This is a genomic window from Duganella sp. CT11-25, assembly GCF_047302815.1.
Lineage (GTDB): Bacteria > Pseudomonadota > Gammaproteobacteria > Burkholderiales > Burkholderiaceae_D > Rugamonas.
In genome coordinates this window covers 3,882,726-3,895,523 of record NZ_JBKBFD010000001.1, presented here as the reverse complement: position 1 = coordinate 3,895,523, position 12,798 = coordinate 3,882,726, and the positions used below count along the sequence as shown (strand labels likewise).

General features: G+C 65.3%; 9 protein-coding genes and 1 tRNA gene. 5 read left to right on the top strand and 5 right to left on the bottom strand.

Features of this window, described 5'->3' with window-relative positions; translation table 11 throughout:
* The first annotated feature begins 51 nt into the window (after window positions 1-51).
* The 5 genes from ACEN9F_RS16715 (at window position 52) to ACEN9F_RS16695 (ending at window position 4,077) form a co-directional block, all read left to right on the top strand.
* Window positions 52-128: transfer RNA gene (locus ACEN9F_RS16715), tRNA-Gln, on the top strand.
* Between the two features lie 151 nt (window positions 129-279).
* Window positions 280-1,230 carry a ribose-phosphate pyrophosphokinase gene (locus ACEN9F_RS16710; protein ID WP_413421438.1) on the top strand — a complete coding sequence of 317 codons (951 nt, stop codon included), beginning with the start codon at window positions 280-282 and terminating at the stop codon, window positions 1,228-1,230.
* A 163-nt stretch (window positions 1,231-1,393) separates the two neighbouring features.
* On the top strand, window positions 1,394-2,026 hold the full coding sequence (locus ACEN9F_RS16705) for a 50S ribosomal protein L25/general stress protein Ctc (protein WP_413421436.1): 633 nt from the start codon (window positions 1,394-1,396) through the stop codon (window positions 2,024-2,026).
* Between the two features lie 107 nt (window positions 2,027-2,133).
* Window positions 2,134-2,715 (top strand): aminoacyl-tRNA hydrolase, encoded by a 582-nt coding sequence (gene pth / locus ACEN9F_RS16700; protein ID WP_413421434.1) that lies wholly within the window; start codon window positions 2,134-2,136, stop codon window positions 2,713-2,715.
* A 57-nt stretch (window positions 2,716-2,772) separates the two neighbouring features.
* Entirely contained in the window at window positions 2,773-4,077 is a 1,305-nt protein-coding gene (locus ACEN9F_RS16695) for an amidohydrolase (protein ID WP_413421432.1), read from the top strand.
* On the opposite strand, the gene ACEN9F_RS16690 is transcribed toward ACEN9F_RS16695, so the two are convergent.
* From ACEN9F_RS16690 to ACEN9F_RS16670, 5 genes are all read right to left on the bottom strand, one after another.
* Window positions 4,040-5,428, bottom strand: coding sequence for a DUF3999 family protein (locus tag ACEN9F_RS16690; protein WP_413421430.1), 1,389 nt, complete (start codon window positions 5,426-5,428; stop codon window positions 4,040-4,042). The two genes, ACEN9F_RS16695 and ACEN9F_RS16690, sit on opposite strands and share 38 nt — an antisense overlap.
* The gene (locus ACEN9F_RS16685) at window positions 5,425-8,595 is read right to left on the bottom strand and encodes a DUF2339 domain-containing protein (RefSeq protein ID WP_413421429.1); all 3,171 of its coding nucleotides are present in this window, start codon (window positions 8,593-8,595) and stop codon (window positions 5,425-5,427) included. The genes ACEN9F_RS16690 and ACEN9F_RS16685 overlap by 4 nt, the downstream gene beginning before the upstream one ends.
* A 78-nt stretch (window positions 8,596-8,673) precedes the next feature.
* Window positions 8,674-10,503: a DUF885 domain-containing protein gene (locus tag ACEN9F_RS16680; RefSeq protein WP_413421428.1), complete on the bottom strand. Its 1,830-nt coding sequence runs from the start codon at window positions 10,501-10,503 to the stop codon at window positions 8,674-8,676.
* 77 nt (window positions 10,504-10,580) lie between these two features.
* Window positions 10,581-11,753: an acyltransferase family protein gene (locus tag ACEN9F_RS16675; RefSeq protein ID WP_413421426.1), complete on the bottom strand. Its 1,173-nt coding sequence runs from the start codon at window positions 11,751-11,753 to the stop codon at window positions 10,581-10,583.
* 2 nt (window positions 11,754-11,755) lie between these two features.
* On the bottom strand, window positions 11,756-12,784 hold the full coding sequence (locus ACEN9F_RS16670; RefSeq protein ID WP_413421424.1) for a hypothetical protein: 1,029 nt from the start codon (window positions 12,782-12,784) through the stop codon (window positions 11,756-11,758).
* Between the last annotated feature and the right edge of the window lie 14 nt (window positions 12,785-12,798).

The window sequence follows — 12,798 nt, the reverse complement described above, 5'->3', positions numbered from 1 at the left end:
GAATTTGGCGATAAAATACTCGCCGTTGTAGCGACAAGCAGTCAGTTGCGTAGGGGAATCGCCAAGCTGGTTAAGGCACTGGATTTTGATTCCAGCATACCAAGGTTCGAATCCTTGTTCCCCTGCCATTCGTTTGTATCTGGATCCGTCGAGGCGCAAGTCTCCGGCCAGGTAGAGCAAAGATGGCTTCGCTCAGCGCGATCATCCTACTAAGTACAGCGTCACGCGGCATCCGCTGGCGATCTTTCAAAAATTTCTACGACTATCTCTGGGACTCCCATGGCTTACGAAAACCTGATGGTTTTTACCGGCAACGCTAATCCTGCGTTGGCAGAAGGAGTCGCAAAAAATCTCGGCATCCCTCTCGGCAAGGCAAACGTTTCGAAGTTTTCCGACGGCGAGATCATGGTCGAAATTAACGAAAACGTCCGCGGTAAAGACGTCTTCGTCCTGCAATCGACTTGCGCTCCCACCAACGACAGCCTGATGGAGTTGATCCTGATGGTCGACGCCCTGAAACGCGCGTCCGCTGGCCGTATCACCGCAGCCATCCCTTACTTTGGCTATGCCCGTCAAGACCGCCGCCCACGTTCGGCGCGCGTTGCGATCTCGGCCAAGGTAGTGGCCAACATGCTGGAAGAAGCGGGCGTCGAGCGCGTCCTGATCATGGATCTGCACGCGGACCAGATCCAGGGCTTCTTCGATATCCCGGTTGACAATATTTACGCTTCGCCAATTCTGCTGGGCGACCTGCAGAAGAAGAACTACCAGGACCTGCTGGTGGTGTCGCCGGACGTCGGCGGTGTGGTGCGCGCGCGCGCTTTGGCGAAACGCCTGGGCTGCGACCTGGCCATCATCGACAAGCGCCGTCCGAAGGCCAACGTGTCCGAAGTGATGAACATCATCGGTGAAGTCGAAGGCCGCAACTGCGTGATCATGGATGACATGGTCGACACCGCAGGCACGCTGGTCAAGGCTGCCGAAGTGCTGAAAGAGCGCGGCGCCAAGAAAGTCATCGCGTATTGCACGCACCCTGTGCTGTCCGGCCCGGCAATCGAGCGCATCACCAATTCGTCGCTGGACGAGCTGGTCGTGACCGACACGATTCCGCTGTCCGACGCGGCCAAGGCTTGCGGCAAGATCCGTCAGCTGACCTGCGCACCGCTGCTGGCGGAGACGTTCAAACGCATCATCAAGGGCGATTCGGTGATCTCCCTGTTTATCGATTAAGCGATAAACGACGCTACAGTTTTTAGCGGCGCGCCCGGCGAAAATGCCTGGCGCGCCGTTGTACTTCCCGGTTTCATGAGCGCAGTCAGCTCATTTTCGAAGCACCCTGGTCGCGGGGGCTTCATAACACGGGGCGCGAGCCCTGTTATTTTTGGAGTATCACATGAAAGTTGTTGCATTCAAACGCGAATTGCAAGGTTCCGGAGCGAGCCGCCGCCTGCGCAATTCGGGCCAAACCCCAGGCATCATCTACGGCGGTACCGAAGCGCCAGTGACCATCTCGCTGGACCACAACGCGCTGTACCACGCGCTGAAAAAAGAAGCCTTCCACTCGTCGATCCTGGATCTGGAAATCGACGGCAAGACCCAGCAAGTGCTGCTGCGCGACTTCCAAGTCCACGCATTCAAGCAACTGGTTCTGCACGCTGACTTCCAGCGCGTTGACGCGAACCAAAAAGTGCACATGAAAGTGGCTCTGCACTTCGCTAACGCTGACGTGTCCCCGGCAGTCAAACTGCACGGCGCCACCATCAGCCACGTCGCCAACGAAATCGAAGTGTCGTGCCTGCCGAAAGACCTGCCAGAGTTCATCACCGTTGACCTGTCGACCATCGACGTCGGTCACTCGCTGCACATCGGCGAACTGACCCTGCCAGCCGGCGTGACCGCGATCACCCACGGTGCCAACCTGACCATCGCTACCGCTTCGGTACCAGCTGGCCACGTTGCTGCCGAAGCCGCTGCTGCCGAAGCGCCAGCTGCTGACGCCAAGCCAGCCGCTAAAGCCAAGAAGTAATCACTGACGCCGCCCTTGGGCGGCCGATGTTCTAAGCCCGCCGGCCATGCCTGGCGGGCTTTTTTGTTTTTCAGGCGATAATCGCGCTTATTTACCGAACACATACCATGCCCATACGTCTCATCGTCGGTCTCGGCAATCCTGGCGCCGAATACGAACAAACCCGCCACAACGCCGGCTTCTGGCTGGTGGACAACCTCGCCAACGACGTCGGCGCGCGCCTGCAGCGCGAGACCAAGTACAACGCGCTGATGGCCAAGGCCTCGATCGCAGGCCAGGAAGTCTATCTGCTGGAACCGCAGACGTATATGAACCGCTCCGGCCAGTCGGTCGGCGGCCTGTGCCGCTTCTTCAAGATCACGCCGGACCAGGTGCTGGTGGTGCACGACGAGCTGGACCTGATGCCGGGCACCGCGCGCCTGAAGAAGGGCGGCTCCTCGGGCGGCCACAACGGCCTGAAGGACATCACCGCCGCGCTCGGCACGCAGGATTACTGGCGGCTGCGCCTGGGCATCGGCCATCCGCGCACGCTCAGCCTGCAGCAGCAGGTGGCGGACTTCGTGCTGCACCGTCCGCGCCGCGAAGACCAGGACCTGATCGAACAGGCCATCGACAAATCGCTGCTGGTGATGGCGCAGATCGTCGAAGGCAAATTCGAGGCGGCCACCATGAAACTGCATACGGCCTGAAGCGCCTGGGCGATGGTATGCTGGAGGAATTCTTTCTCCAGCAAAAGGACTCCATCGATGAAGCTACTTCCCATAGCCGCGCTGCTGCTGGCGCAAGCCGCCCACGCCCAGGACAACGCCGCGGTCGCCGGCCAGATCAACGGCATGTATCCGCAGCTGGAAACGATTTATAAGGATTTGCACGCGCATCCGGAGATCGCCTTCCAGGAAGTGCGCACGGCCGCCAAGCTGGCCGCCGAGATGCGGGCGCTCGGCTTCGAGGTCACGGAGAAGGTCGGCAAGACCGGCATCGTCGCCATCTACAAGAACGGCAAGGGACCGACGGTGCTGGTGCGCACCGAGATGGACGGCTTGCCGATGGAGGAAAAATCCGGCTTCCCGTATTCCAGCAAGGCCCACGCCCAGCTTGAGGGCAAGGACGTGATGGTGGCGCACAGCTGCGGCCACGACATCCACATGGCCGCCTGGCTGGGCACGGCGCGCGCGCTGGTCGCGCTCAAGTCGCAATGGAAGGGCACGCTGATGTTCGTCGGCCAGCCGGCGGAGGAAATCGTCGCCGGCGCCAAGGCCATGCTGGACGACGGCCTGTACACGCGCTTCGGCAAGCCGGACTACGCGTTCGCGCAGCACTCGTGGCCGCGCCCCTACGGCACCATCGGCTACAACAGCGGGCCGGTGTCGTCCAACTCGGACGCCATCGAAATCACCTTCAAGGGGCGCGGTGGCCACGGCTCGGCGCCGGACAAGTCGGTCGATCCGGTCACCATCGCCGCGCGCTTCGTGGTCGATGTGCAGACGGTGATCAGCCGCGAAAAAGATCCCAAGGAATTCGGCGTGGTCACCATCGGCGCCATCAACGGCGGCACGGTCGGCAACATCATCCCCGACTCGGTACGGGTGCGCGGCACGATCCGCACCTACAGCCCGGAAGTGCGGGAGAAGATCCTGGCCGGCGTGCGCCGCATCGCCAACGCCTCGGCCGCGATGGCCGACGCGCCGGCGCCGGATGTGGAGTTGATCGCCGGCGGCGTCGCCATCGACAACAACGACGCGCTGGTCAAGCGCACCGAAGGCGTATGGAAGCAAGCCTTCGGCGACGCCAACGTGCAGCGCATGCCGGCCATGACGGCCAGCGAAGACTTCTCGCAATTCGTCAACGCCGGCGTGCCGGGCGTGTTCTTCTTCACCGGCGTCTACGACCCGAAAGCGGTGGCCGAGGCGGACAAGCCGGGCGGCAAGCCGATCGCCTTCAACCATTCGCCGTACTACGCGCCGGTGCCGGAACCGTCGATCAAGACCGCCGCCCAGGCGCTGACCCTGGCGGTCATGAACGTGATGGGCGCAACAGCCGCCAAACCATAAACCCCAGCACCGCCACGCCCAGCAGCAGCACGCCCCACAGCACGACGAGGCGGCGCTGGGCGGCGGTGGCGGCTTCCAGCGCGGCGCCGGCGTCCTTGGCGCCGCTGCCTTGCTGCTGCGTGGCCGCGCCGGCGGTGGCCAGTTCCAGCTTCAACAGTTCCGCCTCGGAGAACCCGGGCGCCACCTGCGCTATGCCTTGCGCGGCGGGCGCGGCGCGCTCGCGGCCGACCGCCAGCGTGTACGGGCCGTTGCCGCTGGCGAGGAACACCAGCGTCGCCGGCTGCCAGCTCAGGCGCAAGGCCGGCCTTGCCGCGCTTGGCGCGGTGGTGCGCAGCACCCATTGCGCGGCGTGCACGGCCGGCACATCCAGGTCCCCTGAACTGCGCACCTGATCGTTCTGCGTGATGCGGTAGAACGTCGAGCTGACCAACGGGTCGAAACGCCACGCCGGCCCTTGCCCCACCTGCCGCGCGGGCAGTTCCCTGTAGACGCCGAGCGTGCCGGCCAGCACCACGTTGGCCTCGCTGAATTGCAGGCCGGCTTTGAGCGGCGCAATCGCCGGCGGCGCTGCATAGACCAGGTCTTTCGGCTCCCTGCCGGCGGCCGGCTGCAGCAGCAGTTGCTCGCCGGGCGGGGCGGCATCGGATTGCACCGGTTGCTCCGCCGTGATGCCGGCGAACTGCAGCGGCGTGCCGCTGCGCCAGCTCAGGCGCGCGTAGCGGAACTTGCGCGTATCGAAATCAAGGCGGTCGTTGGCCAGCGTCTGGGCGTCCTGATTGACCAGCCAGTTCAGTTCGGCCGCGCCCACGGTATCCCAGCGCTTCATGTCGCTGCTGGTCTCCAGCCACACTTGCGCGCTGTATTCCTGCTGGCCGGACGGCGGCGTGAAGCGCAGGGCGTTGACGGCTTCGGCGTCTTTGCCGAGATCGAGTACCAGCGCCGACAGGCGCGGGGCCGCCGACTGGCCGCCAGCCTCGGGCTTGACCTTGACCGACAGCAGGCGTCCATCAGCCGCCGTGCTGACGTCCAGGTCCAGCTGTGATGCGCGCTCGCTGCCGGCCATCAACGGGAAGATCGTCACCGCCAGGTCGCGATGGCTGGTCTTCGCTGCGAACGCCGGCGTGCGCAGCGCGAATGGCTGCGCGACGCCCTTGGCATCGAACACCCGCACATCGTCCAGCATCGGCGAGCGCGCGTGAAGGTACACCTCCTTCGGCAGCCGCAGCTGCAATACGCCTTGCTTCGCGCCGGCGCTCAGCGGCAGTACATGCGTGTAGTCCTGCGGCGTGTCGCTGGGCGCCGCCGTGGCGGCGGCAGAGACGATCCATGCCGCCAGAAGGAGATTCCTCATACCGGCTCCGTTGCTGTTTCAGTTTGTGAAGGATACGGGGCGAGGTAGCCGATGCCAACCATCAGCGCGCCCACGCCGACGAAGGAGACGATGCGCTCGACGCCGCCGACGTTCGACAAGTCGACCAGGAACAGCTTGGCTACCACCAGTCCCAGCAGCGCCGCGCCGCCGATCCAGATGGTGCGCAGCGTGCGGCGTGCGGCGTAGCGCATCATCAGCAGCGCCGTGATGCTCCAGGCCAGCGACAGCATCGCCTGCACGAACTGCGAGGCGAACATCGCATCGAACCGATACGGCACGCCCATGTAGTTCGAGACGGTGCGCAGCAACGCCAAGTTGAACCACAGGTAGCCCAGCAAGGCGCCCGCCAGCGGCAGCGGTGCGACCCAGTGTGCGGGCCAGGCCGTCAGCCACGGGGCGCGGGCAGCACCGGCCGGCTGATGTTCGCGCAGCAAGCGCTGGCAGGCGTAAACCATCAACATGGCGAAGCAGGTGCTCAGGTCCAGCGGGTTCAGCAGCGGAATGTAGGGCAGCGGCGCCATCGCGCCGTCCTGCGTCAGGTTCCACGCGGCGACCAGCAGCGCGGCCCAGCCGCAGGCCAGCGGGATCAGGCGGCGGCGGTACCACTCGGCGATCGGCGCCACCGGCCATCCGCCGGCGCGGCTGCGCTGCATCAGCCAGGCGACGGCGGCCATCATCAGCCATGCCGGGATGAAGCGGGCCCAACTGGCATCGGTGGTCCAGCCCGCGTTGGCCAGCAACTGCGCTTCGGCGCTATCGCTGCCGGGCAGCCAGTGCGTGATCTGGTAGGCGGCCACCGGCCAGATCATCAACCACGGGCCGGCGGTGCGTACCGCGTGCAATATGCGCAGCGGGATGGCGCGGATATTCCAGCCGCTGGCCGGCCAGGCGCGCAACAGCCATTCGCCCGACAGCCATAGTGCGAGGTAGCTGATCCAGGCTTCCACGCCCGGCGGCGAGTCGAGATACAGCACCGCCAGCAGCGGCAGGCTGGCTGCTGCCAGGGTGATCCATGCCGGGATCGTGAACAGGCGCAGCCCAGGCCATTGCAGGCGCCGCGCCATCAGCACGGCGGGGATGGTGGTCAGCGCCACAAGCAGGAAGCCGGCGTAGCAAGCCATCTCGGCGTGGTTGCGGTAGCCGCCGGCGCCCAGCGCGTACTGCAATGCCAGCCAGCCGGCCAGGTCGGGCAGCACCTGCGCGAACCACCACAACGCGGACCAGGCCAGCGTCAAGCGGTACACCGCATGCAGATTGCCGCCATTCTGCGGACGCTGCCGCATCAGCGCCCAGCTGCTGAACAGCGCGCCGGCAAAGATCATCAGCGCGCCGAGGAAGGGCCGCTCGAACAGGTTCTCCGTATCGAAGCTGGTGAACCAATTGCTGAACGAATGTTCCAGCATCATGACACCGGCGATCACCTGGGCCGCCAGCGCCAGTGCGCCGGCCAGCGACCAGGCCATGCGCCTGGCGATGAAGTACAGCGCCGTGGCCGTCAGCAGCGCACTGGCCACCAGCAGGTCGGCCTGCATGGCGCCATGCGCGCGCAGGAAGATCTCGGTCCATGCGCCGGCCAGCAGCCACACGGTGGCGAACGCCAGAAACACGCTGGCCAGCACGGTGAACGCCCTGGAGCCGGCCTCATCCTGCGCGCGGAACCGCGTCGCCATCAGGAAGGCGGTGATGGCTAGCAGCACGAAGCCCAGCCACAGGTTCGATTCCAGCGCGGCGACCGGCGACAACCCGCTGACCGTGCCGATGAAGGATAGCCAGGCGCCGCCTTGCACCAGCAGGCCGAACATCCATGCCAGCTTCTGCTTTTGCCGCAGGCCGATCCAGACGATGCCGGCGCCTTCCAGCGCCCACGCGGCGGAAGTCCAGCGGCCGTCGAGCGCAAACGGAATCGCCAGCGTGCCGAACACGATGCCGAGCGCAAGGAAGGCGTCCGACAGCAGCGCATATTTCTCGCGCTGGCGTCGCAGCGCGGTCGCCAGCATGATGTAGAACAGCCCCAGCGCCAGTGCGGAGTAAGCCATGCCGAACTCAAAGCCGCGCACCAGGCTGAACTGCAATCCGAAGCCCAACATCGGCGTGCCGAAGATCAGCGTGCCGTCGACATAGTTCTTCAGCTTGACGGCCTGCTGGCGCGCATACGCGAGCGGGATCGAGACATAGAAGGCGAAGAACAGCAGCAGGAATAACTGTACCGACAGATAGTTTTCCGGCGTGTAGCGCAGCACGCCCCAGGTGGTGCCGATGGCGAACGTAAACGCAAAGCCCAGCAGGTTCAGCGGGCGCCACGAACGCAGCAGGGCGAGGGTGAAGACGCCGGCGTTGAGCAGCGCGTAGTACGAGAACAGGCCGACATGGCTGCCGCCGCCGCTAGAGGCGAGGATGGGCGCGGCGAAACCGCCGGTGATGCCGAAGATGGCCAGCCACATGGCGTTCTGCAGCACCGCCAGCACGCAGGTGAACACGGTCAGCACGAACAGCAGCGCGAACGCCAGGCCGCCGGGAATCAAATGGTACAGGCGGAACGCGCCGAACGTCACCAGCATCAGCACCGCCAGCGCAGCGCCCTGCACCGGCAGGCTGATCGCGGGACGGCTCAGGCGGATGCGCCAGCCCCAGGCCAGCAAGGCGATGTCGGCCAGCACGATGCCGGCCAGGCGGAACTCGATCGGCACGCTCACGCGGGCGGCCGTGTATTTGAGCAGGAAGCTGACGCCGATGAACAAGATCAGCAAGCCGAGCTTGGCTACCAGGTTGCCGCCGAACAGCCAGGCCTTGGCGGCAATCAGCCATTGCGGTGGCGGCTGGACGGGGCGTGGCGCCGGCTTCATCGGCGTACGGGGCGCAGCCGGCATCGGAGTCGGCGCCGGCATCGGCGCGGTTGGAGGCGGCACGTCGGCCGGAGTTGGAATCAGTCTTGCCGGTGTCGGTGCTGTGGCTGCCGCTGCTGCGTTCGCGGATGCGGCAGACGGGGAGGGCGGCGCGGCGGTTTGTGGCGCGGCTCTGACGCTGCGCAGTTCCGCCAGCTCCCGCTGCAGCTCCGTCGCTATTTTCCGTGCCTGGCGCGCTTCGGTGCGCGCGCGCCAGGCGATACTCAGCGTAAAGACGCCGAAGATAAACAAAAGGAATTCCATTGAACGGCCCCTGGAGATGACGTTGCAAGGTATCACAAATGCAACGTTGTCTCAATCTGAAGCCGTAACGTCCTTCCTTTACTTGCTGGCGGCGATCCAGCGGTCCACGCGCGCTTCGAGGATGGGCATCGGCAGCGTGCCGTCGCCGATCACCACTTCGTGGAATTTCTGGTAGCTGAACTTGTCGCCCAGCGCCTGCTGCGCGCGGGCGCGCAATTCCAGTATCTTCAACGAGCCGATCTTGTAGCTCAGCGCCTGCGCCGGCAGCACCATGTAGCGCTCGATCTGGTTGCGGGCACGCGGCTCGCTCCAGCCCAGCGTGTCCGTCAGATAGGTGATCGCCTGTTCGCGGGTCCAGCCATTGGCGTGGATGCCGGTGTCCACCACCAGGCGCGCGGCGCGCAGCATTTCCGCGTTCAGGTGGCCATAGTAAGCGACCGGATCGTCATACAGTCCCAGCTCCTTGCCCAGCGTTTCCGAGTACAGCGCCCAGCCTTCGGTGTAGGCCGCGCTGTTCGGGTTTTCGGTGCTGAACTTGCGGAAGTCCGGCAAGTCGATCTCCTTCAGCAGCGCCGCGTGCAGGTGGTGGCCCGGGATGCCTTCGTGCAGGAACAGGCTGACCATGTCGACCCGGCTGTACTTCTTCGGGTCGTTGACCACCGGCCAGAACACGCCCGGATGCGAGCCGTCCGCCGCCGACGGCGTGTAGTGATCGGACGCCGTGGCCCGTGTCAGTTCCGGCTCCAGGTGCAGTTCCAGCTTGGCCTTCGGAATCAGGCTGAAGTAGGTTGGCAGCTTGGCCTGCACTTGTGCGTAGATGGCGCGGTAGGCGTCCAGCACCTGTTCGTCGGTGGTGAAGATGTTGTATTTGGTTTGCGCGCCGACCCACTGCGGCAGTTGCTTCTCCGGGCCGTCGTAGCCGAGCTTGGGCGCGAGCGCGGCCATCTGCTGCTGGATGCGCGCCACTTCCTTCAGGCCCAGCGCGTGGATCTCTTCCGGCGACAACGGCAGGTTGGTGCTGTCCTTGATGTGGGCCGCGTACCAGGCGGCGCCGTTCGGCAGCGCACTCCAGCCGGCGCTGGCACGGCCGGCCGGCAGGTATTCGTTTTCCAGGAAGCTCACCAGGCGGTTCAGCGCCGGCGCGATCTTGCCGTCCACCGTCTTCAAGTAGGCGGCGCTCAGCTTTTGCTGGTCGGCCGCAGAGAACGAGGCCGGAAAGCGCGTCGCCGGCGAATAGAACACGCTGGCTTCCGGCGTCGCGCTGCGCAGGTTCTGCAGCTGCGGCAGCATCGCGACGGTGATCGCCTTCGGATGCACCACGCCGCTGCGCATGCCTTGCTTCATGTTGGCGATGGCCTGGTCTATCCATGCCGGCAGCTGGTTCAAGCGGCTCAGGTAGTCCTGGTATTGCTTGACCGTGCCCAGCGGCTGCGATCCGGTGCCGCCGGCGTAGTTGGCCAGCGTGCTCGGCACGTTATCCATCTGGTTGATCGGCAGCAGGTGGTCCGGGAAGGACTCCATCTGCATCGCGTTGTTCAGCTCGTAGGTCAGCAGGTCGTAGGTCAGCTGGTCCTGGTTGCCCAGCTGGTCGCGGCGCACGGCCATCAGCTGCTTCTGCATCTGGCGGTACAGCGTGAACTGCTGCGCCCGCACTTTCGGCGCGATGGCCAGGCCGAGCTGGTCGTTGTAGCGGCTGTCGCCGTTCGCGGTGGCGAACAGCAGCGGATCGAATTTGCAGCGTGCGGTGTGGAAGGCGGCGGCGATTTTGGCCAGCTGCTTCTGCGCCTGGCTGGCTTGCACGGCGCTCGCTTGCGCCGCCTGCGCGGGCACGGTGGCGACGCCGGCCAGCAGCAAACTGGTGATCAGAACGGAGGTCCGCAGCGAACCGCGGCAACGAGACAATGGCATAGGGGTTTCCTGGTCTGGGATGAGTTGTTCGAGCTCTACTGCAAACCAGTCTAGCACTAAACAAGTCGCCCCAAGTATCAGGAAGTTGAAGCGCTGGCGTTGGCGGGCGTGACCGGACGCAGCCGGTCACGCAATCGCAGGAATGGCTTCTCCAGCACGAGGTGCAACAGCAAAGCGGCGGCCCAGGACATGGCGCCGTAGACGATCAGGAACAGCAGGCTGGCCAGCGCCGGCGCCTGTTGCCGCCAGTCGCCCGGCACTGCCTGGCTCAGTTGCATGGCCGGCCCGATCAGCGGAAAGTGCACCAGGTACAGCGCGTACGACAGCTTGGCGATATAGCGCAGCGGCCGGGCGGCGCCAAAAGCAGGGTGGCGGCGGTTCACCGCCAGGCCCAGGCGCACCAGCAGCGCGAACAGGCAGGACGATAGCGCGATGATCCAGCAGACTTGCCGCCAGTCGCCCAGGCCCAGCCAGTCGCGCCATGTGTGCAGCAACAGCAGCAGCGCGGCGACCGCGAGGAACAGCGGCTTGGACCCGCCGCGCGTAGCGGATGCGCCGTGCCCGATGGCGACCAGGACACCCGCCAGGATGGCCAGGCCGGCATGATGAAACGGTGCGCGCACGGTCCAGAAGAAAGCGCCGTAGTCGCCTGGCGGCACTTGCCGCGCGCCGGCCAGCATGGACCAGCACACCCATCCCATGGCCACGGCCAGCAGGATGCAGCCGGCCTTCCTGCCCGCCCGCATCAGCAGGAACAGCAGCGCCGGCGCGGTCAGGTAGAATTTTTCTTCCACCGCCAGCGACCACAGCGTGACCATGACGTCCGAGCCGAGGTAGTCCTGCAGGAACAGCAGGTGGGTGGCGAACGACAGCGGCGAGAATGCCGGCGCCAGCGTCCATGGCGCAGCCAGCCAGAAAAGGAGGATGACGCCCCAGTACAGCGGCAGCGTGCGGAACGCGCGGCGCCGGTAGAACTCCAGCACGGCGGCCTTGCCGAACGGGCCGGCGTCCGGTCCCGCAAAATGGGTGCCGATCAGGAAGCCGCTCAGCACAAAGAACAGGTCGACGCCGATCCAGCCGTTGGCCGACAGGATCGCCAGCGGACCGCCCGGAACGGCGCCGAAAGCGCTCTGCGACGCCACTGCCCAATGCCGCGCCAACACCAGCACGATCGCCAGCGCGCGCAGCGCGTCGAGCACCGGGTAGCGGCCCGGGCTGCCTGCAAGGCCCGGGTGCATCGCGGCGGGCATGACTAGACGATCTTCAATGAGTGCTGGACCTCTCGCTTGCGCAGTTTCCAGATCAGCGAGTCGACGATGTAGTGGTGGAAGTTGAGCCCCTGGTAGACGATCACGACCAGCGGCACCAGCGTGTAGTTGGAGAGGTGGGCATTGGCGGCGTCGATCGACTGGTACACCACGCCCGTCAGCGCCACGCAGGCTATCAGGTAGATTGGCCAGCGGCCCTCCTGGCTGAGCCACGACAGCGCTAACTGTTGCCGGTCGATGCCACCCTTGAACTGATTCGAGTTAAACAGCCACACAAAAGCAATATATTGGGCGTTATGCCAGACGTTGATGACCAGCCAGCCGGTGGTGATGTCCTTGATGGCGACATAGGACACCAGGTAGATCGCGTAGTGCGAGCACAGGTAGGCGAAATGCAGCGTGCCCAGGGTGCCGGCGCGCAGCGCGCGCACCTGCATCGCCAACCACCACGCCATGCCGGCGCATGCCGCCGCCAGTACAACGCTGGCGGCCCATTGCGGCACCGGCAGTTTCCATACTTCCACGGACAGGAAGGTGGCGTCCGGGCGCGCGCTCATCATCAGGAAGGCCGCCGCCGGCACCAGGTAGAAGACGGTGCGGTTGAACTTGGGGTTGCCGGCCTGGACGCTGCGCGTCTTCATGCCGTAGGCCTTGTTGATGCCTTCGCTCTGCCGCGTGTAGTGGTACCACTGCCAGTGCATATACAGCGTGGTGACGGCGGCCACGCCGGCCCAGCTGGCCAGCAGGTAGACGCCGGCAAACACCGCCATCGGCAGGGGCAGCAGCAGCGCCCAGTGCTGGCGCGCCGACTTCATGTCGAACAGCAGCCGGGTGTAGGTCGAAATGACGTGGTGATAGCCCAGCAGCGCCAGATCCAGCGTCAGGATCAGCAGGAAGTAATCGGGGAAGCCGAGCGCCAGCGCCCCCACCGCCAGCGCGAGCAGCGGAATGCCGAGCACGAACAGGCGGTCGAAGCGCGCGCTGCGCATGTACATCGGGGCGGTTGCTTGCATGGGGCTGGCTCCAG

What these genes read in the sequence shown, in the direction of transcription:
- ACEN9F_RS16695 (WP_413421432.1), top strand. Translation starts at nt 2,773, where the DNA reads ATGAAGCTACTTCCCATAGCCGCGCTGCTGCTGGCGCAAGCCGCCCAC.
- ACEN9F_RS16680 (WP_413421428.1), bottom strand. Translation starts at nt 10,503, where the DNA reads ATGCCATTGTCTCGTTGCCGCGGTTCGCTGCGGACCTCCGTTCTGATC.
- ACEN9F_RS16690 (WP_413421430.1), bottom strand. Translation starts at nt 5,428, where the DNA reads ATGAGGAATCTCCTTCTGGCGGCATGGATCGTCTCTGCCGCCGCCACG.
- ACEN9F_RS16705 (WP_413421436.1), top strand. Translation starts at nt 1,394, where the DNA reads ATGAAAGTTGTTGCATTCAAACGCGAATTGCAAGGTTCCGGAGCGAGC.
- ACEN9F_RS16675 (WP_413421426.1), bottom strand. Translation starts at nt 11,753, where the DNA reads ATGCCCGCCGCGATGCACCCGGGCCTTGCAGGCAGCCCGGGCCGCTAC.
- pth (WP_413421434.1), top strand. Translation starts at nt 2,134, where the DNA reads ATGCCCATACGTCTCATCGTCGGTCTCGGCAATCCTGGCGCCGAATAC.
- ACEN9F_RS16670 (WP_413421424.1), bottom strand. Translation starts at nt 12,784, where the DNA reads ATGCAAGCAACCGCCCCGATGTACATGCGCAGCGCGCGCTTCGACCGC.
- ACEN9F_RS16710 (WP_413421438.1), top strand. Translation starts at nt 280, where the DNA reads ATGGCTTACGAAAACCTGATGGTTTTTACCGGCAACGCTAATCCTGCG.
- ACEN9F_RS16685 (WP_413421429.1), bottom strand. Translation starts at nt 8,595, where the DNA reads ATGGAATTCCTTTTGTTTATCTTCGGCGTCTTTACGCTGAGTATCGCC.